Raw genomic sequence first — 25501 nt, forward strand, 5'->3', positions numbered from 1 at the left:
AGGCATAATAAATCGGTATCCGGAATATGGGGGTTCTAGTCTATGGGGAAAGCAGAGCACATGAGACCCGTTTCAGGCCAGGGCACGGAAACACTTGCGGCAACCGTTACCAGAGGCACAATGATCATCCTTATTGCACTCGGCGTGGCCATGGGGCTTTTCAGCCTGCTGGCCTTAGGGAGCATTAAGCTGATGGCTGGCGATTATCCCCCGGGCTTCATCATGCTTCTCGCCGCCGGATTCATGTTATCCCTGGCCGCCGGCTGGCGTTTCAAGCGCTACCAGGGACATCTTGCAGTGCTGGGGATTTCCATGCTCGCATTAGCCGGGGTAATATGGGCGATCTTCGAGGACGGCCTCATGGGAAAAGCATTCATGCTTCTCCTCGTGGTATCTGCCGGATCTATGGCGGCCATTGGCTTTTATAACCTGTTCGTCAGGAAGAGCCGGCCAGACATGCCCGGATAAGCCCTTTCTATAAAATAGTTCTTTTAATGCCCTGCATCCTGCCACTATGTAAAAGTATATATCGCCACCCTGCCATCTCCTTGTATCCCGGTCGCGCAGGATTTAAATACTAAATCATTTTACTAGCGACCAGATATCATAGAGGATACAATCATGAAGATGGAAGAACTACGTCACGGAACTTCTTTAATCAAGCGCGGCTTCGCCAAAATGCAGAAAGGCGGAGTCATCATGGACGTAACGAACAAGGAACAGGCGCTGATTGCCGAGGAAGCAGGCGCAGTAGCAGTCATGGCTCTCCAGGCTGTTCCGGCCGACATCCGCAAGGCTGGCGGCGTGGCCCGGATGGCAGACCCGTTCATCGTCCAGGAGATCATCGACGCAGTCACCATCCCGGTCATGGCGAAAGCGAGGATCGGCCACTTCGTGGAAGCCGAAATCCTCCAGGCCATCGGAGTCGACATGGTCGACGAGTCGGAAGTCCTGACTCCAGCCGACGACAAGTACCACATCGATAAGACTAAGTTCACCGTTCCGTTCGTCTGCGGCGCAAGGAACCTCGGAGAGGCCCTTCGCCGGATCGAGGAAGGCGCGGCGATGATCAGGACCAAGGGCGAAGCCGGCACCGGCGACGTCTCCGAGGCAGTCAAGCACATGAAGCAGATCCAGGGCGAGATCAGGGAGCTCAAGGGCAAGACTCATGAAGAGCTCAGCAGGTACGCGAGGACCATCGAAGCACCAGCAGCCCTCGTCATCGAAACAGCCCAGATGCAGCGCTTACCGGTCGTCAACTTCGCCGCCGGCGGCGTGGCCACTCCTGCCGACGCAGCGCTCATGATGAGGCTGGGCGCAGACGGCGTCTTCGTGGGCTCCGGCATCTTCAAGTCAGAGAACCCCGAGAAGATGGCAAAGGCGATCGTCGAGGCAGTCAACAACTACGACAATCCCGCCAAGCTTGCCGAAGTGTCCAAGGGCATCGGCAACCCGATGAAGGGTATCGGCGTCAGCACGATTCCCCAGGAAGAGATTCTCCAGACCCGCGGCTGGTAAGCTGGACTGCGGTGGATAACCGCAGTCAGGCCTCTTCCATCCTCATTTCTTTTACCCCGTCCTGAAAGACGTAAGCCCGTACGTTCCCTGTATCAGGTACTATCATCCAGACGTAGGACGTGTGCTGCATGTACTTCGCATCGAGGCAGGACGGCACGTGGCCCGACGGGTGAGAATGATAGCTGCCGAGGACAGTCATGCCCTTATCTTCCGCCTCCTGCAATACTGCATACATTTCTTCCGAGTCGATGCTGAAGCGCTCGGGCGATCTGCTCACGTTAGCCATTGGCACGACTTCAGTCACTATAGCCTTATCACCCTCCTGACGGCCTATCAGCAGACCGCAGGCTTCTTCAGGCTTTCTGGCCTGAGCATCCTTGCGCATCGTCTCAAGTCCTGACCGGGTGACAGATACAGATTTTTCTGCCATAGGAATCGATAGCGCGGATAGATTTAAAAAAATGAGCCGGGAGACAGGCACGTTAAGCTAATCCCGAATGAAAAAGAGCGGGTACCCCTATTCTGAATCGTCAGGCTGACAGATGATACCATAAAGATTAAGAGTGTGGTAACACTCATAACCGCCTATGAATGGCCGGCTAATCTTCCTGTTGTCGCTCTTGCTGATCGGCATCTCAGCCCTGCCGGCCTCCCCGGCCACAGCGGCTAACGTATCGGTAAATATGTCCCTGCCTTCAGGAACGCTGCTGCAGGGCCAGATCATGGCAGCAGATCTCGCCGTCCATAACAATGAGAACTATCCTGTGAGGCTCTACACCATAGGCGTCCACTATGACTGGATGCCGGAGGATACTACCTACATGCTCAATTTCGGCAGCAACTACGTGCAGGTAGAGTCGAATACCGTCAGCAGGCCCGGCCAGTTCCTTGTCAGCTGCAACAAGAACACCAGCGTGGGCTATCACAAATACTACTTCAAGCTCGACATCACCCGGTACGACACGGCCTCCTCGTCGTGGGTCAACGACACGGTAGTGACCCCTGAGGGGCACATATACGTGGACTCGCCTTCCCGGCAACAGGCCCTCCGGCTGTTGCAGGAGGCTAACCAGTCGCTGAACGATGCCCGGGCGATGAACTACTCGAGCAAAGCCGCTAAAGCCGACCTGTTCAACGCGACAAACGTCATGCTTGACGGTTGGAGCGCATACAACTCTAACGACTTCGAGATGGCGATCAACAGTACCTTCGACGTCACGCAAATGATCAGGAATGCCAGGGCATCGGAAAACGACTACCAGTCCAAAAAGAACGTTATCCTGGATTCAGTCAAAGCCGTCAATGTCAAGATTACGACGCTGTCCGGCGCTGACAGCCCTGAGTCACGGAGGCTGATCAACGAGTCGCTCTCTCACCTGCAGCAGGCCAGTATATACCTGGATGCAGAGGACTTCAATAAGGCGAAAGCAGAAGTAACAACTGCAGATATCGCCGTCAACAATGCAGTCAACGCCCAGTACTACTACCTGATCACGTCAAACCAGACCGACGAGTCCAGGGACGTCGCCCGCCGGGCTATCGATTCTGCTATGGAGATGATCTCACATACGGACATACTGACCAGCGCGTCAGCCGGAAACCTGCTCACCGAAGCCCGGAATGAGCTTGATCTGGCCATGGCCGCCTTTAACGCGTCACAGTATCTGAACGCCTCCAATAAGGCGAGCGTCGCTCAGGCTCTCGCACAGCAGGCACTTAAAGCCGAGGCCGACTACCATCTGCAGCAGGCCCGGGAAAAGATCACGACCGCCGGCAAACTATCGAGCCCTGCGGCGAACGACGAGCTAAATCTATCCCGGGAACACTATAATCTATCCCTTAGCAACTATGCCAGGGAAGATTATAGAAACGCCATCATCCAGGCTGACCTTGCCTATACTCTGGCGAACAACACCACCGCCACAGAAGCGGCGTGGAAAAAGGACCATCCCCTCTCAGGCCCGGCACCGGGCTTCGGGCTACTGCAGACAATAACCGTCATACTGGCAGCAGTACTTGCGATAATTGCGACAAGGCGCCGGTAACAGCCGGCTATCGCCGATCGGTTATTATGCCGCTTATTCCAGTAGCATAATTTTAAACAATCAGCAGAAATGTTTGAATGACCACATCTTCAGAAGGTGTAAGCTTGTTCAGAGCCCTAAGAATCACCACAGTAGCACTACTTTTCGTAATCATCGTAGCGCTGTCCGGATGTACAGTGTTGAAGGAACAGCCCCAGCAGCCCACGCCAGCGCCAACGGCCACCTCGGCCCCGGTACCGTCGAAAACGCCTACAGTAGTTCCCACAGCGACTGCAGTGCCAGGCCCCGCCACCAATGCGACTGTCGAGCAGCAATATAAGTACACTGAAATGCTCCAGTCCGGCATCGACAAGTACAACGCGGGCATCATTTACATGGACGAAGCCCAGAGGCTGGCCCACAACCAGTCCGACTGGTCCAATGCCAGCAGCATGATGCTCAAAGCCAAAGAACGCATGGAAGCCGCCAGAGCTGACTTCGAGACGATGGGCGGCTTCTCGATCAACCAGGACGAAGTGCTGCTCAGCGAAAAGTGGGTCCAGACGGCCAACTACTCCGCGGCAAGCATGGAATACGCCAGCCTCGCTTACGCCGAAATGGCCGACCAGATTGCGACCAAAGGGCCCGGCAACGTGAACCCTGTCAAATATAACAGCTTTGTCAGGCAGGCCAACGATTACAACGCCCTGGCCATGCAGAGCCGGAACGAGGCAGAAGCGTTAGAAAAGAATCTGGCATTCTTACTGTCGGGCTTGTAAACACAAGCTCACAGTCATCATAAGCCAGAACTACCGGGATTACTCACAATCCTTTGTCTCTGTGTGAGTGGACGCTGTCGCATTCAGTACGGCCGCATTCCGGCCCTCTGGCAGTCCCGACTTGCCGGGCGTAGTCGCATAAGTCGAGTAAGAAGCATTGATCGTGACGGGGATTCTGGGCTTTGCAAATCTCCCTCCCAAACTTGATGAGAGCCACGTGGGTCGAGCCTCTCAGGCCTTCGGGGACCTTTTCCATGAGGATCTGGCGGGCCTTCTCGTGGTCGGCTTTTTCGGGCACGATGCCGAGACGTTTGGTAATGCGGAAGACGTGGGTATCTACAGGTATCACGTCCCGGTCGCAGGAGAAGAGCAGTACGCAGTCTGCTGTTTTAGGGCCCACGCCTTTGATGGTCAGCAGTTCCTTTCTGGCGACTTCGGGGTCTGTTTCGCAGACGAAGTCCAGAGTGCCGTCGTACTCGTCTATCACGAGTTGAGAGATATTTTTGATGAGCTTCGCCTTTTGCTCGTGCAGGCCTCCGATGCGGATCAGATCGGCTATTGCGGATTCAGGCGCGCTGGCAAGTTGTTCTGGCGTGTGATATACCTCGTACAGGTTCGCGAACGCCCTGAGGGAATTCCGGTCAGTGGTGTTCTGCGACAGGATCGTCATAATAAGTACGTCGAAAGGCTTGCCTCTCGACTCATCGTACCTGCCGTAACGGGCGATCAGCCTGCGGGATATCTCGGCTGTTTTAGGATCGACTGGCGTAGCCATAATGACACCCTAATGCCGGCACTGGAGCCGATATACATTTCCGTGGCAGGGAGCTCTTCAGGCTACATCCCTGCTGCGAAGGTCATTGAATGCTTCGGTCAGCCTGTCGTGTCTTCCGAAGGCGTAGACGAGATCTCCGGGTTCCAGGACAGTGCCGGGATCGGGGTTATAGATCTGCTTATCGTTACGGTATACCATTAGTATGGTGACCCCGTATTTGTTCCTGAGGCCGAGGTCTTTGATCGATTTGCCCATGAGAGGCAAATCTTCCCCGATGCGTACAGTGGCTATGTCTACGCCGGACTCCCGGGAAACCAGGTCGTCCAGCGAGTATCCTGCCTGCGCAGGGCTCCGGAAGACTTCGTAGTTCTCAGATCGCAGCTCAGCCGTCAGCTGATCGATCCGGCTCTTCGGGATAAAGTACCTTCTCAGGACGCTGGCGAATATTTCCACAGAGGTCTCGAACTCTTCCGGCACCACTTCTGATGCTCCCAGTTCCTTAAGGACCTGGGTTTCGCTCGTATAGCGTGTCCTGACGATGATGTGTAAGTGAGGGAAATGTTTCCGGAGTGTGGAGGTGATCCTCCGGGTTGCTTCGACGTTGGAGATCGCGATGACTGCGATCTTTGCATTTTCCAGGTTCAGGTGCTCGAGCACGATTTCATTAGTGGCGTCGCCGTAGTGGATGGGCTCACCCTTTGCCTGCTCTGCGGAAACTGTATCAGGGTTCATCTCTACTATTGTATACGGAATTTTAGCTGCCTTTGCTGCCCGTGCCAGATTTCTTCCGTTAAGGCCGTAGCCGATGATCACGAGGTGATCGGTAATGTTTTCATGAGGCGTCGCAATGGGGCACGAAGAGGCCTTGAGCCTGGCAGGAAGGGGCAGTCTGCACAGGGTATCGGATAGCTTCTGCGAGTATGAGATGAGGAATGGCGAAGCTGCCATGGTCAGGATAGCAGTGGCCAGGAAGATCTGGTAGAGGTCGGCATTGATCATGTCGGCGGCGAGCCCGAGGCTGGCGAGGATGAAGGAGAATTCGCCTACCTGAGCCATGCTGATGCCTTCTATCACAGCCACGCGGATCGTATACCCGAGGAGCAGGGTAGTGATAGTCCCCGAGAAGAGCTTGATCAGGATTCCTATGATAGCTGCGGCGATGATGATCCACGGGTTGCTGATGAAAAAGTGCAGGTCCAGCATCATCCCTATCGAGATGAAGAAGAAGCTGGTGAAGACGTACCTGAACGGCAGTATGGTGCCCAGCGCCTGGCGGCTGTAGGGAGATTCTGAGATGATCAGCCCTGCCAGAAAGGCGCCCAGCGCCAGCGACAGCCCGAACTGAGAGGTCAGTGAGGCCATGGCCAGGCATATGACGACGATGCATAGCACAAACAGCTCGTTGCTTCTGGTTCTTGCGATGCGGTGGAGCACTCTCGGGACTACCCATAGAGTCCCGGCAATCAGGATGATACCGATGACGATGGCGGCCAGTACCAGGGTTGGGACTGACTCGATTATGTTCCCGGCCTTGCCGGACATGAGCGGGATCGCCAGCATCATGAAGACTGCGATAATGTCTTCGAAGATGATGATGCCCATGATGACGTTGCCCTGCGGAGTATCCAGCTCGTCCCGGTCCTGCAGAAGCTTGAGAACGATGGCAGTGCTGCTTAAAGACAGCATGAAACCGGCGAGTATCGCTGCATTCTGGGACAGCCCGAGCATGCTGGCGATGAGGAAGGTCGCGACGAAGATCAGCGTCATCTGGACCGTTCCGCCTATGAAGAACTGCTTCTTCAGGTTTATCAGGCTCTTGAAGGAAAATTCGAGGCCTATGGTGAATAACAGCAATACTACGCCGATCTCGGCAATGTACTCGATCTCGTGCATATTGGTAAAGACACCGATACCGTGGGGGCCCATCAGCAGGCCGGTGATGAACAGGCCGATGATCTCCGGTAATTTAAACCGGTAGCAGATCAGCAAAGCCAGGATAGCAAAAGCCAACAATATGCCAAGATTCTTAAGCAGCTCGAATTCCATGTTTAAGCCCCGGAGACAGGTGATTTTGATAAGAGTCCGCAAATACCCAACGATTAAGAGTCGATCTATAGGAAAGTCTAATCACAATTCGCCCTATCCCAGTCCGAGGATACACGAAAAGGCGGATAGACTGTTCCTACGCACTTTAGTCAATTCTGGTATAAATACTTTCAGCGCCGAGTGGAATTAGCGATAGGAAGAGTGCCGCAAGTTTGAATATTTTGCGGCTAAATAGATATTGCAAAGATTATTTTTTAAAGATCTTTTTCTTCGTTGTGCCGAGATAGATCATGATCAGTCCACAGAAGAAGGAGGCCACGGAGAAGCCAAGTACTGCCTCTAAACCGGCGCCCGGAGACATGATGTAGAAGAGCACTCCGATCAGGCCGGCGAAGACGAAGACCCAGCCCAGGAGCATGTAAGGGTTTAAAATTTCGAGCTTTAGCTTTGGTATCATAATAACTCCCGGATAATAGTAAGTGGTTGCTTTTCCGGGTATTTAAAGGTTCCCGGAGATGCGTGCAGCCATAGATATGGCTGAGCAGTCCCGGGAAAAAAGGAAAGATCACTGGTTTGCGAAGTACTTCTTCATCCTGGCCAGCCCTTCCACAATCTGCTCCATGGAAGAGGCGTACGACATCCGCAGGTGGTCGTTGCTGTCCGGTCCGAAAGCGGAGCCGGGCGTCAGGCCGACGCCTGCATCAAGCAGGCCTTCGGCGATCTTCTCGGAGTTGCCATCCACCTTCGGGTAAGCGTAAAATGCGCCTTCGGGAGTCGGGCATTCCAGGCCGATGTCTTTCAGGCCTTTCATGACTACGTCTCTGCGGGCTTTAAACTGCTTTACCATCTCGGTAACGCAGTCCTGAGACCCGTTGAGGGCAGCGAGAGCTCCATACTGGACGAAGGTCGTCGGGCTGGAGATCGTGTGCTGCTGTACCTTCAGCAAATTTTTAAAGACGGGCTTCGGGGCTGTGACGTACCCTATGCGCCAGCCGGCCATCGCGTACGCTTTGGAGAAGCCGTTGACAGTGATCGTCCGGTCGGGGATCATCGAGCCGATGCTGTAGTGCTTTTCACCGTAGCTAATCTTCTCGTAGATTTCATCAGAAAGCACGTAGAAATCGTGATCGACGGCCAGATCGGCCACGTGCTGCAGATCCTTTTTGGTGAGAACGGCGCCCGAAGGGTTATTGGGACTGTTGAGAATGACCATCCGGGTCTTTTTCGTGATGTGCTTCCCGAAGTCGGCCGGAATAGAGCCGTCCTCGTTCGACTTGACCCATACAGTTTTTGCCTCGCTCATCTTGATGCAGGCATCGTAGGAAACCCACGACGGCTCCAGCAGGATGGCCTCGTCGCCCTTATTTAGTACGCCGAAGCATGCTTCGAAGATCGCCTGCTTGGCACCGGGGGTCACTATAATGTCTTTGCCGGTGACGTCGATGGCGTTATCGTTCTTGAGCTTGGCCGCGATGGCATCGCGGAGCTCGGGTATGCCGGCGGAGGGCGCGTAGTGCGTCTTGCCGGTAGACATCGCTTCGTTCGCTGCGTCGACAATGTGCCTGGGGGTGTCGAAGTCCGGCTCGCCCAGACTAAAGCTCAGAATGTCTTTACCACGCTTTTTCAGCTCGTTGGTCAGATCGGCGATCCGCAGCGTCGCCGACTCTTCTACCTGGTCCAGCCGGGACATAACAACAGGCTCGGTAACTTAATACTCTTTTATCCTGCGTACCATCTTGACGGCGGCTTCGACGGCGCGCTTCGAGTACTCGATGCGGTCGAAGGCTTCCATGCGAGTCATGCCGGGCCCTGCGATGCCGAGGGTGATGGGCTTGTCGTACTCCAGCGCGAGGTCGGTGATCTTCCTCGTCGCCTGGCTCACGACGACCTGGTCGTGGTCAGTGGCGCCCTCGATGACGCTGCCGATAGTGACGATCGCGTCGATTGTCTTGTCCGCCGCCATCTTCTTGACGGCGAGGGGCATGTCGTATACGCCCGGTACATAGAAGACCTTGGTGACCTTCGCGCCCAGGAAATTTGCGTGTTCTTTGCCTAACAATTCCATCTGCCAGGTCAGGTCACGGTTGAACTCCGCAACCACGAACCCGATCCTGATCTCGTTGTTTGCTGCCATTACAATCAGACCTGTATATAAAGAATGTTAAATTAAATCCTCGCCGGACCCACGTCTTCGTAGCCCTGCCGCTGTCCCGTTCCGGCCTGCCGCTCCAGCGAGCGCTGGTCGAAGAGCAGCCGGACTACGTTCAGCGCGTGTTCCCTCGCCCTCTTATCCATCAGCGCTGCCAGTTCCCGGCCGTCGGGGGCCTCGTCCTCGTGGACGAATACTTCGATGATGTGCTTGTTCGTCATCAGCTGGCATATGATGATGCCCATGCTGGCCTCGTGGGCACACGTCTTATCAACCGGCTTGGAGCCGGGCATACCGAGCGCCATTACGATGTCGCAGTGGCGCTCGTCGATAAGCTTCTTGCAGGCTACCGGGAGGTCCTTGATTCCCGGAACCGTGTACCGCTCGATCTTGACCGAGCTGTTCCGCTTGATCTCGTCGATCGCTGCCTTGCCCATGTCGTACCTGGCGAACGTCGTATCGGCTATGCCCACTTTGGCCATCGGGAAAAACCCCTGAAATTTTTGTCGGAAAACCTATGATTTTCCGCTGTTAATTTTTATATACCTTTCTCAGGACCTCTACCCCGGCGCCGGGCTTTTCGATTACCTTGAACTCCGCCAGAGTCTCTTCGAGGGCCGTGAACGTGCGGATGAGATCGTCGCCAGTAAAGGCGTTCATGCTCGGGATGCGGAAGATCTTGCCGTCCAGCCTGTCCTGGCCGCCCGAGATGGTGATGCCATACTTAGACTTGAGGGTGCCACGGAGGTCCTTGTCAGTGATCGCTGCAGGGGTCTTGATGGCGGTGACCGTGTTCGACAGGACGGTGTGCTTGTCCGTCACCGGGAAGAGCTCCAGGCCGAGGGCTTTAGCTGCTGCCCTGATGGCCTCTGCGCCCTGCCTGTGCCTGGCGATGCGGTTTTCCATGCCTTCTTCCCTGATGATCTTCATGGCTTCCTGCATGCCGAAGAAGAGCGTGACTGCCGGAGTGTACGGCGTCTCTGCCCTGCCTTCCTTATCGGCAGACTTCTTGTACTTCTTCAAGTCCAGATAGTAGGGCGGGTTCTTCACCATGTTGTCCCATGCCTTCTGGCTGACCGTTATCGGGGCCAGCCCCGATGGTGCGCCGAGGCTCTTCTGGGAGCCGGTGACCATGATGTCGACGCCCCACTTGTCTACCTCTACCAGGTCGCCGCCGCTCGAGGTGATGGTGTCGAGTACGAAGAGAGCGTCGTACTTCTTAGCGAGCTTGCCGACTTCCTCTGCCGGGTTCTTGACACCTGCGGAAGTCTCGTTGTGAACCATGGAAATGACCTTGGTCGGCGCCCTGGCGAGAGCATCCTCTACTTTTTCGAGGTCGACAGGCGTGCCCCAGTCGAACTCGAGGCTCTCCACCTGGCCATAGCGCTGGCCGATGTCTCTGAACCGCTCTCCGAACTTACCGTTGACGATAGAGACCATCCTGTCGCCCTTGACGAGGTTGGAGATGGCGGCTTCCATCGCGGCAGAACCAGAGCCGGAAATAATGAAAGTGTCATTCCCGGTATTGACTATTTCCTTGATAGTGTTCCGGCATTCGTCGTAGATCGCAGAAAACGCCTTGTCCCTGTGGCTGATCATCTGCCTCGACATGGCCTGCAGCACGCGGGGGTGCAGCATAACCGGCCCCGGTATCATGAGTAGCGGTTCGTTTGCCATAAGTGACTTTTCTCCATTGATAGGTATGTCTCTAAGAATTTTATACAGATATATTTCTTTCGGAGTCCGGACTATAACCATGGCCTCAAGACATTGCCTGGCAAGATTTTATATTCAGGCGCTTCGGATTAGTTGTCATAAGCGGTGACAGGACATGGCGACGGACACAGGTATCCTCATTATACAGCACGGTGACTTTCCCTTCGATTTCATAGAGAAGCACCGGGAGATGTACGAGCGAGTCGAAGGAATTATGGAGCACCTGAGCGAGGAGTCGCGAAAGCTGACACATACGCATGAGAACGATCCGCACGGTGCTGACACAGAAAAGCTGGCCAGCGTCATCCGGGCCGCTGGATATGATGTAGAGGTCGGCTACCTCGACTTTTCCCTGCCGACCATTGCCGATGCTGTCGTCGCCCTGACTGCCCGTGGACATAAAAAGCTTGTATTCGCATGCGCTCCCGGCCTGATGATGCGCAGTTCCCACAGCCTGCTGGACGTGCCAGAGGTACTGCGAGAGATCAAGGAAAAGAATCCAGGTCTAGAGATGCTGTATGCCATGCCAGGGATGCCTTTCGAGCTGATCGCCAGAGCGTTTGTGAAGAAGGTCAATGCAGCGTCCGGCGCCCCTTCCGATAAGGAGCAGGTTAACCTCAAGGCTATTCATCCTGGGACCGGCGTCGTCCTGATAGCCCACGGTGACGTGCCCCACGACTTTATCGTCAGGAATGCCGGAGTAATGGCCGATGCTGAAACTCATGCTCACCGCTGGTCTGAGATGGTGAAGGACTGGCCCCGCTCGGAGGAGAACGACCCGAACTATTACGATACAATCGTCCTGAAAGTCAAGCTAAGGGAGATGTTCTGGCCCGTCACGGTGGAGGTCGGCTACCTGGAGTTCGCCTCGCCAGACATAGATGAAGCGTTCGGAAAGCTGCTCGCAGCCGGAGCCAGGAAGATCGTGTTCTGCGGCGGCACAGGCTTCTTCGACAGGAGCTCGCACACGTTGATAGACATACCTGAGGCCATCGAAAAGCTGAAAGCCCGGCACCCGGATATCGAGATGGTCTACGCGTACCCGGACGTCGATTTAGTAATGAGCGAGCTGGCCCGTGCGGTAGTATTCAAGATAGAGCAGGCGATCAACGGGCAGGTGCTGCCGCTGTAAGCCACATGCACCCTGCTCTATCACCTCGTTTTTATCCGCGACAACGTTAATATAAAAATGCCGCGTACTGCGTTTCAATGACCGAGTCTTACCCCCAGGTCTGCGTGGATTGCGGGCGACCGATCGACATCACCATCAGATGCGAAAGCTGCGGTAAAGTACTCTGTCCTTTCGACGTTAGAGTCCTCGACGAATACGAGACGCTTTGCCAGGATTGCTACGAAGGCCTGACCTTCCAGTACAGGGCTAAAGCGTGCGATGTAGGGAGGCCTGTGAAGAAATGAAGTTCGACGTTGTTGCGGTTAGCCTGGATTCGGGCTCGCTGGGGGCTACGGCTTATGATAACACGATGCAGGCGCTGAAAACGCTGGAGGCAGACGGCCAGCTAGATAAGCTCAAGCTGAGCGGCACGGTGATGATAAAGCCGAATTTTACCCAGCCTCCGAACCCGTCGCTGAAGTTCGGCCCCCGTAACTCTGATCTGACGATCCATAACCACGTCTGTACCGATCCTTATACAATTAAGGCAGCCTGCGACTTCGTGATCGATCATGGCGGCAAGGCCCTGATTTGCGAAGGCACCAAGTGGCCTGGCGGAACGAGGGGCGTCTACCTGCAGACCGGCTGCGAGCCGCTGCTGGAGGGGAGCAAAGCGGTGCTCTTTGATACGAGTACCGAGTCGCCTGCTCAGCGGGTAAAAATACGGCCTGCCAGAGTGTGGCTGGAGGATTTTGCCGAAATGGACGTGCACGAGGTCTTCAGCCAGGTCGACGTTATCCTGAACCTGGCCAAGCTGAAGTGTCACAGCAACGCCCTGATCACCGGAGCAGTGAAGAACATGTACGGGTCACTGGAGCCGTCACAGCGGCGGGCTGAAGGCCACTTTTGCGCAGACCCGCTCTGGACCCGCATTTCCCGGCGCAGGATGGCCGAGGGCTACAAGAAACTGTGCGAAACCTTCGTCCAGGTCCACAGCGGCATCCTGAATACCTTCGGCATGGACGAGATCTGCGTCATAGAAGGCGTGATATCCGGGGAGGGAGACGGCCCCCTGTTCCAGCCGGCTACACCCAGACAGGAGAACGTCGTGCTGGCGTCGGTCAACAACCCGGCGACGATAGACGCGGCGGAGAGCTACTACGTGGGCTACTCCCCCGAATTCCTGAGGAACTTTGCCCAGTACGCCCTGCACGAGATGAACTTCGCGGCAGATGACGAGCTACTAGACTCCTATGGAGAACAGTATTTCCTGAAGCTGGCCGAAGAGTCGGGCATGGGCAGGACAAGGGACTTCAGCGCTTACGTGATTAGTCCCCAGGCCTCAGAGATCATGCCCGGCCACATGCTCGGCCTGATGCGCCGGGGAGACGTGTTCGCCCTCCCCACCTTCGTCCGGCATGCGGCCAATACGCCACTCTACGACAGGGTGCCGGAGCCGGATTACGAGTTCAAGGTAGAGGTCACGGCATAGAGAATAGCTGATGACCATCGCCACGTTACTATCTTTAAATATTATTACAGTCATAATTGTAATATACTTTAAACCGGTGGTTGAAACTCATGAGGATAATCTGGCATGGCCATTCGGCTTTCGAGCTGCAGGATAGCCTGACGACACTGATAGACCCGTTCATCCTGGGTAACGTGATGTGCGATGTGGAGCTGGATGATCTGAAGCCCGACGTCATCGCCGTCACCCACGGGCACTCGGACCACCTCGGCGACACCATAACACTGGCCCAGCAGACAGGCTGTAAGGTGGTCGCCGTCAACGAAATCGCCAAGTACCTCCAGTCAAAAGGTGTCGATGCCCTTGGCGCCAACATCGGCGGGAGCATAGAAATCGGAAACGTCCGGTACACGCTGGTGCCGGCAACACACTCTAACGGCATCGACGAAGCGGGATTCGGCTGGGATGCGGGCAGTCCTGCCGGCTGGGTGATCAGCGATACAGTCGTGGCCTACCATGCAGGAGACACGGGCTTGTTCAGCGACATGGCCCTGGTACACGAGATGTACAAGCCCAAAGCAGTCATGCTACCGATCGGCGGCCGGTTCACCATGGACATAAATCAGGCGTTGATTGCCGTCAAAATGCTGAAGCCGCAGCTGGTCCTGCCCATGCACTACAATACCTTCGACGTGATCAAGGCAGACGTCGGCAAGTTCCAGCGCATGGTGGAAGAGCAGACTGACGCCGAGGTAGTAATTATGCAGCCGGGCGACTTCATAGACATTTGAGAATTATCGCGACATAAACAGCACTCATTTTTTATTTATAAACAATTATATCTGTACGCGATGGTCCATGACGCCCCATAAAAGCTATGAACTCAGAAAGTTCGTGTCGCCAGAGTTCGTATTCGGAAGCGGATCTCTCCGCCTCGCCGGACGATACGCGACTAATTTCGGAGCCAGCAAGGTATTCGTGGTCACCGATAAGGGAGTGATCGAGGCGGGCTGGACCAGGCAAGTGACGGATTCGCTTGAAGAGGAAGATCTGCCATTTATAGTATTTTCAAACGTCTCTCCTAACCCCCGGTCGGATGAGGTCATGCAAGGTGTAAAGCTGTACCGGGAAGCCGGCTGCGACGTGATCGTGGCGGTAGGGGGCGGGAGTCCGATAGACTGCGCCAAAGGGATCGGCATCGTGAGTACAAATAATAGAGATGTGATGGAGTTCGAGGGCGTGGACCAGATCCCTATACCTGGCCCCCCGCTTATCTGCATCCCCACCACTGCAGGCTCTTCGGCCGACCTCTCGCAGTTTGCTATAATCACTGACCTCCCCAGCCACAGGAAAGCCGCCCTGGTCAGCAAAATGCTGGTGCCGGATACATCGCTGATAGATCCCGACACTACGCTTACCATGCCGAAAGAGCTGACAGCGATCACTGGACTGGACGCCTTTACTCATGCAGTCGAAGCATACGTATCTAACGCCAGCTCTCCTATCACTGATCTATTCGCGCTCAATGCTGTAAGGCTGATAACGTCCAATTTGCTAAAAGCGATCGATGAACCGGATAACATGGATTACAGGAGTAACATGATGCTGGCCAGCCTGGAGGCAGGCCTGGCTTTTTCTAATGCCAGCCTTGGCGCGACACACGCGATGGCTCACAGCCTGGGTGGGGTAGAAGATACGCCGCATGGCGAGAGCAATTCGCTTCTTCTCAAGTACGTGATGGAGTTCAACTACGACGCTGTTCCTCAGAAGTATGAGGCAATCGGGGAGGCTATGGGACTCGACTTGAAGAAGTATGACTATGCTGGTGGAAAGAATGCAGTCCTCGAGGCAGTGGCAAAGCTGATCGAGGCCTGCGGGGTGCGAGGGACTCTGGCGCAGCGGGGAGTCAGGAGGGAGGATATACCCCGGCTTTCCCGGCAGGCTATAAAAGACGTCTGCATGGTGACTAACCCCCGGCCCATGAGCCTGGAGGACGTGGAGAGGATTTATGAAAGAGCGCTATAGCCAGGGTGAAGATGCGGAGAGGCTGCGTGACAGAATCATCGGGCTCGGAGAACGATCATACAGGAAGAGCTACTACCCCCAGCTCCAGCAGAAGCTTGCCGATCTGGAGAGGTTCAAAACTCTGCTGGACCAGATAGGCGACGCGATATTCATGATCGACATGTCGTCGAAGAAAGTGGCCGATGCAAACCAGTCTGCCTGCATGCAGATGGGATATTCGATGGCTGAGTTAAGTAAGATGACATTATACGATATCATGCCCGATAAACGGGAGGAACTGGATAAACTATTTTCAGGGGAAGCGGATTCGCTGATCGTAGAGACAAAGCTGGCAAGAAAAGACCGCTTGAGCAACATATACGAGATCAGAATGCGCAGGGTCCGCTTTAAAGACATGCCATACATCATCGCAGTATGCAGAGATATCACTTCCCGAAAAGAGTCTGAAAGGGAGCTTTTGATAGCCAAGTCTCAGGCAGAGCTCTACCTCGACCTGATGGGCCACGATATCAACAACTTGAACCAGGCAGCAATGGGTTTCCTGGAGCTTGCGCTGGAGAGGCTGCGCAAAGTCTGCCCCATGAGCAAAGATGACGAACTGCTGATCAACCAGGCGATCGAGGATCTGCAGAACAGCTCTATGCTTATAGATAACGTGAGAAAGCTCAGGAAAGCAGGATCAGGCTCACTCAAACCGGTGGAGATCAATGTGGCGGAAATGCTGAGAAGCATCAGGGACACAATTCCGCTACCCCAGGGCAGGGATGTGACGATCAGCCTCGACCTGGCCGGGGAGTGCAAAGTTTGTGCAAGCGAAATGCTCAAGGACGTCTTTATCAACATTGTGGGCAATGCTATCCGCCACTCGGCAGGCCCTGTAGAAGTCTGCATCAGGCTGGATACACAGGAGATCAATGGAGAGAAATATTGCAGGATTGCTGTGGAGGATAACGGCCCGGGCATTCCTGATGCAGTAAAGCAAGGCCTTTTTGACATCCGGCAGCGGGGAAAAGCGAGGGTTTCAGGAAAGGGTCTCGGCCTGTACATTGTCAAGACGCTCGTCGACGACCTGTACGGGCAGGTATGGGTGGAGGACCGGGTGCCGGGCGATTACACGAAAGGCAGCCGGTTCGTAGTACTCCTCCCCGCCATAGATAATCTGGAAGAAAAGAATACCGACAGGACCTGCACCTCATGACTGTTCCTGGTATGGCGCCCACTCGTCAGGACTCTTGTAAAAGTTCAGCACAACGTGGCTCTTGCTGTCTTTAAGCATATGCCCCATGCTCAGCCGGATATGACTGATGTAAGACTCGTACTCTCTCACGTCTTTGAATGCGAGCAGCAACATTGCATCCCACTCCCCAGTCACTGATACATCCATGATGACGTGCGGATCCTCTTTGAGCGTGTCGATAAAGCTCTTAATAGTCGCCTGGTCGGTCACGTCCAGCTTCAGGAACAGGATAAAGAAGGAGTTGAGGCCGATCTTTTCCATGTCCACCACTGCCCGGTAGCCTTTGATGATGCCTTCTTTCTCCAGCCTGCGGATGCGTGAAGCCACAGTCTGGCGGGTTATCCCACATTCTGCAGCAATATCAACGTGAGGAGTGCGGCCGTCTCTGGCCAGTGCGGAAAGAATCTTTTTATCTACTTCGTCGGGGACATTTCCAGACATGATCATTTTACGCGAAGTTAAATACTACAGGTCTGACTCATCATGTAGATTACCTCGTGTAAAGCCTCCGAACGTATATGATACGGGATATTACATAATTCTTTTGCATTATGTTAAATTTAACAGTATTCAAAGTAACATGAAGAAAGATTTTTATAGTAACTTGAGCCATCATGTAAATTAAAATCATCTATCACTTTACTTTATGGTGATCTTATGGCAAAGGATTATGCAGTAAAAGACATTGGCCTTGCACAGCAAGGCCTGGACAGGATCGAATGGGCACGCAGGCACATGCCGGTGCTTAACCTGATCAAGGCAGAGTTCGAGAAGAACAAGCCCCTGAAGGGCGTCAACGTGATCGCCTGCCTGCACGTGACCGTGGAGACAGCCAACCTGATCGAGACCCTGCTCGCAGGCGGAGCTAATGTGGCGCTCACCGCATCCAATCCGCTCTCGACCCAGGACGACGTGGCGGCAGCGCTCGCGAAGAAGGGCGTCAAGGTCTACGCTATCCGCGGCGAGGACGAAAAGACGTACTACAAGCACATTGAGGCAGCTCTCAAGATCAAGCCCAACGTGACGCTGGACGACGGCGCAGACGTGATTGCCACAGTCCACAGCAAGCACAAGGAATACCTGAAGGATATTTACGGCGGCTGCGAAGAGACCACCACCGGCGTCATCAGGCTCAGAGCCATGGCAGCGGACAAGGCCCTCAAGTACCCCGTGATAGCTGTCAACGACGCAGAGACCAAGATGATGTTCGACAACCGGTACGGCACCGGCCAGAGCACCCTGCACGGCATCCTGAACGCTACCAACATCCTGCTCGCCGGCAAGACTGTTGTCGTAGTCGGCTACGGCTGGTGCGGCAGAGGCGTCGCAGCCCGGGCCAAGGGCATGGGCGCCAACGTAGTCGTCGTAGAAATCCAGCCGCGCAAGGCGCTGGAAGCAGCCATGGACGGCTTCTGGGTCATGGACATGACTGAGGCAGCAAAGGTCGGCGACCTGTTCATCACGGTCACCGGCGACATCAACGTCATCCGCAAGGAGCACTTCCAGCTCATGAAGGACCAGGCGATCGTTTGCAACTCCGGCCACTTCAACGTAGAGCTGGATCTGCCTTCCCTGAAGAAGATGGCGAAGAAGGTCTCCACGGTCAAGACCGACGTCGAGGAATACCTGCTCAAGGACGGCCGCAGGATCTACGTACTGGGCGAAGGCCGCCTGGTAAACCTGGCCTGCGCTTTCGGCCACCCGCCCGAAGTCATGGACATGAGCTTCGCCAACCAGGCCCTCTCGGTCAAGTACATCGTCGAGAACCACAAGAAGCTAAAGAAGGACGTCTACAAGGTGCCCGAAGACATCGACAACCGGGTCGCAAAGCTCAAGCTGGAGTCGATGGGCATCAAGCTGGAACAGCTGACCAAGGAGCAGGAGAACTACCTGAGCTCCTGGAACATGGGGACATAAGCTCGCACGGGTGACAGGACATGGTCGATGTCATCATGGTCGGCACTGTGGCGCTGGACACAGTGCGCACACCTTTCGGCCTCGCCGAGGAGACGCTGGGCGGCTCTGCCGTCTACGCCTCCGTCGCCGCGAGCCTGTTCGCCAGCGTGGGCCTGGTAGGCGTAGTGGGCAAAGACTTCCCACAGAAACACGTAGACTTTTTAAGAGCAAAAGGCGTCGATATGGCGGGCCTCGAAACTCTGGACGGGGAAACGTTCAGGTGGAAGGGCTACTACGAGTACGACATGAATCAGGCACATACCCAGGACACCCAGCTGAACGTGCTGTCCAGGTTCGACCCCGTGCTACCCCCGGAATACCGGGACTGCAAGTACGTCTTCCTGGCTAACACGGACCCGGAGATCCAGATGCGGGTCTACGAGCAGATCAACAAGCCGAAGCTGGTCATGATGGACACCATGAACTTCTGGATCGAGAGCAAGAAAGAAGCGCTGTCCAGGATGATCGAGAAGGTCGACGTCATGCTCACCAACGACGCCGAAGCCCGGCAGTTCTTCGACACGCCCAGCCTGGTCAAAGCGGGCAAAGCGTTCCTCGAGATGGGGCCGAAAGCCGTCATCATCAAGAAAGGCGAGCACGGCGCACTCATGTTCACCGAAGACCAGTGCTTCAGCGCCCCCGCCTACCCGCTGGAAAAGCTGACCGACCCGACCGGCGCTGGCGACTCCTTCGCGGGCGGCTTCATCGGCTGGCTGGCCAGGACCGACGACATCTCGCCCCGGAATATGAGAAAGGCAGTCATCTTTGGCAGCACGATTGCCTCGTACAATGCCGAAGCGTTCAGTCTTGACAAGCTGAAGACGATATCCCGCGATGACGTCTTCAACAGGTACATGAGATTCCAGGACATTGCCTCGTTTTAAATGTAGCAGGGCTGTCACTTCCTCTCAGGAGTGAAGGTCAGCCCCGGCAACATTTCATTTTTTCTTCCTGCATGCGCTGCAGATAAAAGCCCCCGGTCGGCAGGAGTTCCATGGCATACATTCATTTAAATGACCACTAATATATTTCTGGAGAGATTATGGACGACCAGATCGAGAAAGTGAGTGACTACCTGAACGATCTGTTCGGGAAGCCCGCCGAAGTCATACGGATCATCCCCCTGGGAGCAGAGCCCGGGGAGACAGAGCTTAAGGGGTTCGGCTACGGCAAGCCGTACCTCATCGATTTTATCTGTGAGGGAGAGCAGCGATCCGCCGTCCTGTCGTCCATGCGCGTCCAGAAGGGCTTCGGCCACGATCATTTTTCAGACAGGGCCGCCATCATGCTCTGGCAGAACGCCACCTTCAACGTGCTGCCCAGACACGTGCGCTCCCTGGACGTCGGCTACTTCACTAAATATGGCAGGCTGAAAAGTGCCGGGGACGCGGACGAGTTCTTCATCCTCATGGACAGGGTCAGCGGCATAGAGTACTACCGGGACCTTGACAGGATTGCCGAAGCCGGATTCTTTGGCCACCTGGACCTCGACAGGGCTAAAGCGCTGTCGGATAATCTGGTGTACATACACCAGCAGAAGCATGACGATCGCACGCTCTGGGACCGCAGAATCCGGGAGCTGGTAGGTTCGGGCGAGTGCATCATGGGCCTGGTAGACAGTTACCCTGAAGATTTCGAGTTTTACGGCAGGGACCGCTTCGAGCGCCTGGAGAAAGAGTGCGTGCGGTGGCGGTGGAAGCTGAAGCCTAAATATCACCGTCTCTCGGTTGTCCACGGCGACTACCACCCGTGGAACATCATGTTCAGGAACGGCATCGACTACACTCTGCTCGATCGCAGCCGGGGCGAGTATGGCGAGCCTGCAGACGATGTTTCGTGCCTGAGCCTGAACTACCTTTTTTACAGCCTGCGGAAATACGGCAGACTGAAAGGCGAGTTCAAGCAGCTCTACGATACGTTCATGGAAAACTATCTTCTGCAGTCGGGCGACTTCGAGATGCTGACACTGATTCAGCCGTTCTACGTGTTCCGGGCTCTGGTAGTGGCCAGCCCAATCTGGTATCCGGGCCTGACTCCGGAAGTGCGCACTAAGCTCTTTAACTTTATCGACAACGTGATTGCCGCGGAAGAGTTCGACTACAAGAACGTCAACCAGTATCTGCAGGAGAGGTAAGATGGCCTGGGCGGTCTGGTTTACAGGTTTGCCGGGCAGCGGAAAAACTACTGTGGCAAGGGAAGCTGAAAAACAGCTCACGGCTGCAGGCATCCGGGTAAGGCGCCTGGAGCTGGACCAGATCAGAAAGGTGATCACCCCGGAGCCTGAGTATACGGAGGAAGAGCGCCGCATTGTGTATGCTGCACTGGCATATATGGCAAAGCTGCTAACTGAAGAAAACATCAACGTCCTGATAGACGCTACGGGAAACCTGCGCCAGTACAGGGACGTTGCCCGGAGCCTGATACCGGCTTACGCGGAGGTGTATGTCAGGTGCCCGCTGGACATCAGCATGGAGCGGGAAGCTCGCCGAAGGGCAGGCCATGCCCCCCGGGGCATATACGAGAAGGGAAAGACAGGACAGAGCCAGACAGTCCCGGGGCTTAACGTCCCGTACGAAGAGCCCCTGGAACCCATTATCACCGTAGATACGTCGAAGATGTCGCCGGAAGAGTCGGGTAAGAAGGCTGCCGGTGCGATACTGAAAAAGTTCGGAGGCAGCCATGGATGATCTGTCCCTGGTCCGCCGGATGGCTGAGCAGGTCAGAGATGCCACGGCAGATTATGCCGCAGATCACAAAGATTTTACAGACATTATTACCCATCGGCCCCGGGACGTGACCCGGAGGATAGACATGGCGGCGGAGGAAGCGCTTGACGAGGCAGTTATCAGGGAGGGTCTCAAAGCCAGAATCATCTCAGAGGAGATCGGCGAGCGCATCGTGCCGGCGGGGGCTATGCCAGAGCTGACTCTGCTGTGCGATCCGGTAGACGGCTCAAACAATTTTGTCTCGGGCATAACGTATTACTGCACCACCCTGACGCTCTCCAGAAAACCGGATGGGGCCACCTTTGCAGACCTTGATGCGGCTGCAGTTTCCAGCCCTCACATGGGCACCTTTTATGCTGCCAGGGACAGAGGAGCTTTTCTGGGCGACCGGCCGATAAAAGCCGTGCGGACGGGTTATAAGCCGATCTATTCGATCTACGTGTACGGGTCTGGCACGATACCCCTGGGGATCATCAAACTGCAGGAGAGAGACTGCATTGTCAGGACCATGGGCAGCATAGCGCTGGACATCTGCATGGTCGCCAGAGGCTCTTTTGATGCCGTGATTGACACCAGAAACAAGGTCAGCGGCTACGACGTGATGGCTGCAGGGCTCATCCTGCAAGAGTCGGGCGGCAACTTTTCGCTGCTGAACGGGTGGAGCCCCGATGACCTGCCGCTCAATTCAGCAGGACTGTCAATCATAGGCGCAGTTGATGAAAAGACGCGGGACCGGATCCTGCTGGAGCTTGAGAAATATCCAGATTAGGCTTGATCAGGAAGAATCAGTGGCTCTGCAAGGGGAAGCCCCACTTCTGCTGAACTCTTGCGCGCTCTTTCTCGAACTCCTGCGGGTCGTCCTCAAGCCTCTTTATCTTTCTGTACCCCGCGGCCACGGCGGCTCTTGCCGGCACAGAAGTCAAAGGCCAGTATCGGTCGTCGTCGATCCGGGTGAACTCCTCGGAGAAAATCTCACAGATCACATCCAGCGTGCCATAAGTGCAGCTGATCATCGAAAACTTGTTAGCGACCGCATCTCCGAAAGCCATTGCGAACAGCCTGCTCTTAAACCCGAGCCTGCCGGCAGCCAGCTCACACAGCTTGGTCATCGTGTCGTGAATGCTTTTCCGAATGTCTTCCTTGTCCCAGTCTACAGGTTTGGTATGGTATAGTCTCCTGTGGGTGAGCACTTCCGCTGCAGAGATAGGCACCGGCCCCTCGGCAGCCTCGTGAACCTCCCACACGATAACGACGTCGTCCCACGGCATTTCGCCGACGTCGGCGATTTCTGAAAACAGCAGGCGCAAATCCCGCCATAACTCATTAACCGTCTCTTTTACCGCCGGCTCCACTTCCGGCCTGACCAGGAGAACCAGACGGCCGTCATCCACGGCAGACTCCAGCACCGCAGAAAAGCCCTCAAGCTTTTCATATTCGACAGGCAGGGAGATGCCTACAGAGTCAGAGTCTCCAAGCCTGGTAATGCGTACTTTCGTCATGTCGAAGATTTTCATGCTGACAGAAAGTAGACCGCTGTCGATTTAACGGGTATGCGCGTTGAGAGCGGGCAGGTATAGTTAATCTTGAACTTTTAGGACTCTCAGGTACCGTTTACACTAAGTACGCAATGTACGCGAGATACACGAAGTTATATTATAAGATCATATTACAGCATGCCGTTATTATCGAACTTTGAGTACCTCGTGTACTTCGGGTACTTCGTGTAAACGGTACGGGTACTCGTACAAAACGTTCAGTAATGACCCGTGGATGAAAAGGGTATTTTCAAGTAGGGGTACGAAAAATTGAAAGTTGACCCTGAATAGTCGAAAATATCGCCAAACACTCGCCTCATGAAAACTGGTTTTTCAAGTTAAGCCGGTGAAAAACTCCTGGAGGTCGGGGAGTTCCCGGGAGGCGGGGGAGGATTTTCAGGCTGGGAGGTTGGGGAGGGTGGAGAGGTCTGAGAGGAGGATTGGGAGTGTGGAAAGGTTTGGGAGGATTTTTTAAGTTAATTCTCTCTGACCTCCGGGTACTCACATGACCTCCTCTCTGATCTCCATGACCTCCATGACCTCCCAGCTTGAAAGTTCTCTCTGAACTCCGTGAACCTCTCCGACCTCCTCCCCGACCTCTCAATACCTTCCGGACCCAGATTTTTTATGGAACGCCAAGGAGCCAGGAGCGCCAAGGTTTTTGGCGATATCTTCTGATCCTGATCACAAAATCCTTGGCGAACCTGGCCTCTTGGCGAGCCTGGCGGCCTTATAACCATAGCCGATAAAACACATTTTTCATAAGACTATACAATCAGAAACACGCAGTGAAGCGCTCTCAGAGCCTGATTCCCGAAGCCCAATAAAGTTATCATATATCAGGGGCAGTAATGATTACTTTCAGAGAACGAGGAGAAAGAGGAGACCATGAAGAAGCTTCGTATCGCCTGGGGTATCACTGGTGCAGGGCACTACTTGCGAGAATCTTATGCTGTGATGGGAGAGCTAAAGAAAGAAGGCCACTCCATAACCACATTTGTATCCCGGGCAGGAGAAGAGGTCTCCAGAATGTATGGCCTGTTTGACGATCTCAAAGAAATTTCTGACGGCACCTACCTGAACGAGATATTTCTCGATTCAGCCCAGGGTGCCAGCTTCCCGAAGATCGGCAGGTTCAACCTGAAACGCTACGACTTATTCGTACTGACTCCTGCGACGTCCAACACTGTGGCAAAAATAGTCTTCGGCATCGCCGATACGCTGGTGACGAACTGCGCGGCGCAGGCGATGAAAAGCGACGTTCCGTGCCTGATCGTGCCTGTAGACCAGGAAAGCGACGTCGTCTCTGAGTTACCATATACACTGGACAGGTCCAGATGCGAAAGTTGTGCGGAATGCCCGCCGAAAGCCGCATGCCCGGGCGAGGCCATCCAGGATCACATCGACTTACTTAAGTGCCAGGGCTGCGGCACGTGCGTAGATCTTTGCCTGCATGGGGCCATCTCCGGAGGCGATCCAGTACCACTGACCATCCGCCAGGTCGATGCTAGAAATACGAGGATGCTGGCGGAGATGGAGCACGTCCAGGTCATCAGCAGGCCAAAGCGGCTGCTCGAGACCGTCCGAAAAATGTAGCGCAATCGGAAACAACAATTATGCACCTGCATATTCTATAAAATGAATAATAGTGGAGATCGACGTAATCTCCATTCGGAGCAGGAGATCTAAATGCCGGACGTAAACCAGGTAGACCAGTATTTACTGGAGCTGATAAACAGGCATGCGATCCCCGGTTTCGACGGCTTTTTCAGAGTGTCCACACACTTCGGCAGCGTAGCTTTCTGGCTGGCCGCCTTCGCAGCGTACTCCCTCATCGGTAAAAAGAAGCTCATAGCTGCTATCTTCATCCTGGCCCTGCTCTTCGGGACGGTGATCAACGAGGACATAAAAAATATCGTCCAGCGGGAACGACCCGAAGGAGCTATAGTAGGAGCATCACTTACGCCAGTGAACTACTCCTTCCCGAGCCAGCACGCACAAACTGCGTTCATGCTGGCAGCGCTGGCCACTGCGCTTTTAGGCATAAAATATGGCCTGTACGCGTATCTCTTCGCAGGATATGTTGCCTTAAGCCGGATGTATCTCGGAGTCCATTATCTGACAGACGTTGCGGCCGGTGCAGTGATCGGGATCGTGATTGCAGAACTGGTCATGCTCGCCCTGTATTTTAACGGAGTGACGAAAAAAACTGGGCTTACAGGGCGGTTTATTCAGCTTGGTGGCATCACGCCTCCTGTAGAGATCGCAACCAGAGGACAGATGATTGTTGGGCTTATTATTTTCCTGACCGGGACGGGTATAGCTACTCTGGCAATGTTAACGAGCCAGTATATCGTATCGCTGGTATTCATCGCTCTGACGTATATCGCAATACTCAAGCTACCGCTGGCTTATGCGTTCTTTAAAGCCTGA

At 54.8% G+C, this 25501-nt stretch carries 27 protein-coding genes; 17 read left to right on the plus strand and 10 right to left on the minus strand.

Features of this window, described 5'->3' with window-relative positions:
* Positions 1-42: 42 nt before the first annotated feature.
* Both RCI_RS02170 and pdxS read left to right on the plus strand, forming a co-directional pair.
* The gene (locus RCI_RS02170) at positions 43-468 is read left to right on the plus strand and encodes a hypothetical protein (protein ID WP_012034742.1); all 426 of its coding nucleotides are present in this window, start codon (positions 43-45) and stop codon (positions 466-468) included.
* A 153-nt stretch (positions 469-621) separates the two neighbouring features.
* Complete coding sequence (pdxS, locus tag RCI_RS02175; protein ID WP_012034743.1) at positions 622-1518, plus strand: pyridoxal 5'-phosphate synthase lyase subunit PdxS; 897 nt, start codon at positions 622-624, stop codon at positions 1516-1518.
* A gap of 25 nt (positions 1519-1543) precedes the next feature.
* Here the strand turns inward: pdxS and RCI_RS02180 are convergent, their stop codons facing one another.
* The gene (locus RCI_RS02180) at positions 1544-1948 is read right to left on the minus strand and encodes a M67 family metallopeptidase (RefSeq protein ID WP_081477261.1); all 405 of its coding nucleotides are present in this window, start codon (positions 1946-1948) and stop codon (positions 1544-1546) included.
* 157 nt (positions 1949-2105) lie between these two features.
* On the opposite strand from RCI_RS02180, the gene RCI_RS02185 reads away from it, so the two are divergent.
* Positions 2106-3563, plus strand: coding sequence for a hypothetical protein (locus RCI_RS02185; RefSeq protein WP_048197876.1), 1458 nt, complete (start codon positions 2106-2108; stop codon positions 3561-3563).
* 104 nt (positions 3564-3667) lie between these two features.
* Positions 3668-4321, plus strand: coding sequence for a hypothetical protein (locus RCI_RS02190; protein WP_148266491.1), 654 nt, complete (start codon positions 3668-3670; stop codon positions 4319-4321).
* A gap of 43 nt (positions 4322-4364) precedes the next feature.
* Here the strand turns inward: RCI_RS02190 and RCI_RS02195 are convergent, their stop codons facing one another.
* The 7 genes from RCI_RS02195 to RCI_RS02225 form a co-directional block, all read right to left on the minus strand.
* Complete coding sequence (locus tag RCI_RS02195; RefSeq protein ID WP_012034747.1) at positions 4365-5096, minus strand: endonuclease III domain-containing protein; 732 nt, start codon at positions 5094-5096, stop codon at positions 4365-4367.
* Positions 5097-5153: 57 nt separating this feature from the next.
* Positions 5154-7142, minus strand: a complete 1989-nt coding sequence (locus RCI_RS02200) for a cation:proton antiporter domain-containing protein (protein ID WP_012034748.1) — start codon at positions 7140-7142, stop codon at positions 5154-5156.
* Between the two features lie 247 nt (positions 7143-7389).
* Positions 7390-7599, minus strand: a complete 210-nt coding sequence (locus tag RCI_RS02205) for a hypothetical protein (RefSeq protein ID WP_048197878.1) — start codon at positions 7597-7599, stop codon at positions 7390-7392.
* A gap of 108 nt (positions 7600-7707) precedes the next feature.
* Entirely contained in the window at positions 7708-8832 is a 1125-nt protein-coding gene (locus RCI_RS02210) for a pyridoxal phosphate-dependent aminotransferase (RefSeq protein WP_012034749.1), read from the minus strand.
* Positions 8833-8850: 18 nt separating this feature from the next.
* Positions 8851-9276 (minus strand): 6,7-dimethyl-8-ribityllumazine synthase, encoded by a 426-nt coding sequence (gene ribH, locus RCI_RS02215; protein WP_012034750.1) that lies wholly within the window; start codon positions 9274-9276, stop codon positions 8851-8853.
* Between the two features lie 32 nt (positions 9277-9308).
* Positions 9309-9773: a riboflavin synthase gene (gene ribC, locus RCI_RS02220; protein WP_012034751.1), complete on the minus strand. Its 465-nt coding sequence runs from the start codon at positions 9771-9773 to the stop codon at positions 9309-9311.
* A gap of 49 nt (positions 9774-9822) precedes the next feature.
* Positions 9823-10968, minus strand: coding sequence for a pyridoxal-phosphate-dependent aminotransferase family protein (locus tag RCI_RS02225; protein WP_012034752.1), 1146 nt, complete (start codon positions 10966-10968; stop codon positions 9823-9825).
* Between the two features lie 154 nt (positions 10969-11122).
* Here RCI_RS02225 and RCI_RS02230 point away from each other — a divergent pair, with 154 nt between their 5' ends.
* The 6 genes from RCI_RS02230 to RCI_RS15635 all read left to right on the plus strand — a co-directional run bounded on the left by RCI_RS02230 (position 11123) and on the right by RCI_RS15635 (position 16812).
* On the plus strand, positions 11123-12139 hold the full coding sequence (locus tag RCI_RS02230; protein WP_048197879.1) for a CbiX/SirB N-terminal domain-containing protein: 1017 nt from the start codon (positions 11123-11125) through the stop codon (positions 12137-12139).
* 77 nt (positions 12140-12216) lie between these two features.
* A complete protein-coding gene (locus RCI_RS02235) occupies positions 12217-12423 on the plus strand; it encodes a hypothetical protein (RefSeq protein ID WP_012034754.1) in 207 nt (68 codons plus the stop codon).
* Complete coding sequence (locus RCI_RS02240; protein ID WP_012034755.1) at positions 12420-13610, plus strand: DUF362 domain-containing protein; 1191 nt, start codon at positions 12420-12422, stop codon at positions 13608-13610. Before RCI_RS02235 ends, RCI_RS02240 begins: the two co-directional genes overlap by 4 nt.
* Before the next feature lie 89 nt (positions 13611-13699).
* Positions 13700-14380, plus strand: coding sequence for a metal-dependent hydrolase (locus RCI_RS02245; RefSeq protein WP_048197880.1), 681 nt, complete (start codon positions 13700-13702; stop codon positions 14378-14380).
* A 67-nt stretch (positions 14381-14447) separates the two neighbouring features.
* Entirely contained in the window at positions 14448-15614 is a 1167-nt protein-coding gene (gene ercA, locus RCI_RS02250; RefSeq protein ID WP_012034757.1) for an alcohol dehydrogenase-like regulatory protein ErcA, read from the plus strand.
* The gene (locus RCI_RS15635; protein ID WP_052309883.1) at positions 15598-16812 is read left to right on the plus strand and encodes an ATP-binding protein; all 1215 of its coding nucleotides are present in this window, start codon (positions 15598-15600) and stop codon (positions 16810-16812) included. The genes ercA and RCI_RS15635 overlap by 17 nt, the downstream gene beginning before the upstream one ends.
* On the opposite strand, the gene RCI_RS02260 is transcribed toward RCI_RS15635, so the two are convergent.
* The gene (locus RCI_RS02260) at positions 16807-17292 is read right to left on the minus strand and encodes an Lrp/AsnC family transcriptional regulator (protein ID WP_012034759.1); all 486 of its coding nucleotides are present in this window, start codon (positions 17290-17292) and stop codon (positions 16807-16809) included. The two genes, RCI_RS15635 and RCI_RS02260, sit on opposite strands and share 6 nt — an antisense overlap.
* 216 nt (positions 17293-17508) lie before the next feature.
* Here RCI_RS02260 and ahcY point away from each other — a divergent pair, with 216 nt between their 5' ends.
* From ahcY to RCI_RS02285, 5 genes are all read left to right on the plus strand, one after another.
* Entirely contained in the window at positions 17509-18768 is a 1260-nt protein-coding gene (ahcY, locus tag RCI_RS02265; protein WP_012034760.1) for an adenosylhomocysteinase, read from the plus strand.
* 20 nt (positions 18769-18788) lie between these two features.
* Entirely contained in the window at positions 18789-19691 is a 903-nt protein-coding gene (locus RCI_RS02270; protein WP_012034761.1) for a PfkB family carbohydrate kinase, read from the plus strand.
* A gap of 158 nt (positions 19692-19849) precedes the next feature.
* Positions 19850-20941: a phosphotransferase family protein gene (locus RCI_RS02275; protein WP_012034762.1), complete on the plus strand. Its 1092-nt coding sequence runs from the start codon at positions 19850-19852 to the stop codon at positions 20939-20941.
* 1 nt (position 20942) lies between these two features.
* Entirely contained in the window at positions 20943-21494 is a 552-nt protein-coding gene (locus RCI_RS02280) for an adenylyl-sulfate kinase (RefSeq protein WP_012034763.1), read from the plus strand.
* Positions 21487-22302 (plus strand): inositol monophosphatase family protein, encoded by an 816-nt coding sequence (locus tag RCI_RS02285; RefSeq protein ID WP_012034764.1) that lies wholly within the window; start codon positions 21487-21489, stop codon positions 22300-22302. The genes RCI_RS02280 and RCI_RS02285 overlap by 8 nt, the downstream gene beginning before the upstream one ends.
* Before the next feature lie 16 nt (positions 22303-22318).
* On the opposite strand, the gene RCI_RS02290 is transcribed toward RCI_RS02285, so the two are convergent.
* Positions 22319-23047, minus strand: a complete 729-nt coding sequence (locus RCI_RS02290) for a hypothetical protein (RefSeq protein ID WP_012034765.1) — start codon at positions 23045-23047, stop codon at positions 22319-22321.
* 909 nt (positions 23048-23956) lie between these two features.
* Between RCI_RS02290 and RCI_RS02295 the strand changes: the two genes are divergently transcribed.
* Both RCI_RS02295 and RCI_RS02300 read left to right on the plus strand, forming a co-directional pair.
* On the plus strand, positions 23957-24664 hold the full coding sequence (locus RCI_RS02295; RefSeq protein ID WP_012034766.1) for a dihydromethanopterin reductase (acceptor): 708 nt from the start codon (positions 23957-23959) through the stop codon (positions 24662-24664).
* A gap of 93 nt (positions 24665-24757) precedes the next feature.
* The gene (locus RCI_RS02300; protein WP_012034767.1) at positions 24758-25501 is read left to right on the plus strand and encodes a phosphatase PAP2 family protein; all 744 of its coding nucleotides are present in this window, start codon (positions 24758-24760) and stop codon (positions 25499-25501) included.

Source organism: Methanocella arvoryzae MRE50 (genome assembly GCF_000063445.1).
GTDB classification, from domain to species: domain Archaea; phylum Halobacteriota; class Methanocellia; order Methanocellales; family Methanocellaceae; genus Methanocella_A; species Methanocella_A arvoryzae.

Bases quoted from the DNA above. Each gene is read 5' to 3' on its own strand.
- RCI_RS02170 (WP_012034742.1), top strand. From the start codon at position 43: ATGGGGAAAGCAGAGCACATGAGACCCGTTTCAGGCCAGGGCACGGAA.
- pdxS (WP_012034743.1), top strand. From the start codon at position 622: ATGAAGATGGAAGAACTACGTCACGGAACTTCTTTAATCAAGCGCGGC.
- RCI_RS02180 (WP_081477261.1), bottom strand. From the start codon at position 1,948: ATGGCAGAAAAATCTGTATCTGTCACCCGGTCAGGACTTGAGACGATG.
- RCI_RS02185 (WP_048197876.1), top strand. From the start codon at position 2,106: ATGAATGGCCGGCTAATCTTCCTGTTGTCGCTCTTGCTGATCGGCATC.
- RCI_RS02195 (WP_012034747.1), bottom strand. From the start codon at position 5,096: ATGGCTACGCCAGTCGATCCTAAAACAGCCGAGATATCCCGCAGGCTG.
- RCI_RS02200 (WP_012034748.1), bottom strand. From the start codon at position 7,142: ATGGAATTCGAGCTGCTTAAGAATCTTGGCATATTGTTGGCTTTTGCT.
- RCI_RS02205 (WP_048197878.1), bottom strand. From the start codon at position 7,599: ATGATACCAAAGCTAAAGCTCGAAATTTTAAACCCTTACATGCTCCTG.
- RCI_RS02210 (WP_012034749.1), bottom strand. From the start codon at position 8,832: ATGTCCCGGCTGGACCAGGTAGAAGAGTCGGCGACGCTGCGGATCGCC.
- ribH (WP_012034750.1), bottom strand. From the start codon at position 9,276: ATGGCAGCAAACAACGAGATCAGGATCGGGTTCGTGGTTGCGGAGTTC.
- ribC (WP_012034751.1), bottom strand. From the start codon at position 9,773: ATGGCCAAAGTGGGCATAGCCGATACGACGTTCGCCAGGTACGACATG.
- RCI_RS02225 (WP_012034752.1), bottom strand. From the start codon at position 10,968: ATGGCAAACGAACCGCTACTCATGATACCGGGGCCGGTTATGCTGCAC.
- RCI_RS02230 (WP_048197879.1), top strand. From the start codon at position 11,123: ATGGCGACGGACACAGGTATCCTCATTATACAGCACGGTGACTTTCCC.
- RCI_RS02235 (WP_012034754.1), top strand. From the start codon at position 12,217: ATGACCGAGTCTTACCCCCAGGTCTGCGTGGATTGCGGGCGACCGATC.
- RCI_RS02240 (WP_012034755.1), top strand. From the start codon at position 12,420: ATGAAGTTCGACGTTGTTGCGGTTAGCCTGGATTCGGGCTCGCTGGGG.
- RCI_RS02245 (WP_048197880.1), top strand. From the start codon at position 13,700: ATGAGGATAATCTGGCATGGCCATTCGGCTTTCGAGCTGCAGGATAGC.
- ercA (WP_012034757.1), top strand. From the start codon at position 14,448: ATGACGCCCCATAAAAGCTATGAACTCAGAAAGTTCGTGTCGCCAGAG.
- RCI_RS15635 (WP_052309883.1), top strand. From the start codon at position 15,598: ATGAAAGAGCGCTATAGCCAGGGTGAAGATGCGGAGAGGCTGCGTGAC.
- RCI_RS02260 (WP_012034759.1), bottom strand. From the start codon at position 17,292: ATGTCTGGAAATGTCCCCGACGAAGTAGATAAAAAGATTCTTTCCGCA.
- ahcY (WP_012034760.1), top strand. From the start codon at position 17,509: ATGGCAAAGGATTATGCAGTAAAAGACATTGGCCTTGCACAGCAAGGC.
- RCI_RS02270 (WP_012034761.1), top strand. From the start codon at position 18,789: ATGGTCGATGTCATCATGGTCGGCACTGTGGCGCTGGACACAGTGCGC.
- RCI_RS02275 (WP_012034762.1), top strand. From the start codon at position 19,850: ATGGACGACCAGATCGAGAAAGTGAGTGACTACCTGAACGATCTGTTC.
- RCI_RS02280 (WP_012034763.1), top strand. From the start codon at position 20,943: ATGGCCTGGGCGGTCTGGTTTACAGGTTTGCCGGGCAGCGGAAAAACT.
- RCI_RS02285 (WP_012034764.1), top strand. From the start codon at position 21,487: ATGGATGATCTGTCCCTGGTCCGCCGGATGGCTGAGCAGGTCAGAGAT.
- RCI_RS02290 (WP_012034765.1), bottom strand. From the start codon at position 23,047: ATGAAAATCTTCGACATGACGAAAGTACGCATTACCAGGCTTGGAGAC.
- RCI_RS02295 (WP_012034766.1), top strand. From the start codon at position 23,957: ATGAAGAAGCTTCGTATCGCCTGGGGTATCACTGGTGCAGGGCACTAC.
- RCI_RS02300 (WP_012034767.1), top strand. From the start codon at position 24,758: ATGCCGGACGTAAACCAGGTAGACCAGTATTTACTGGAGCTGATAAAC.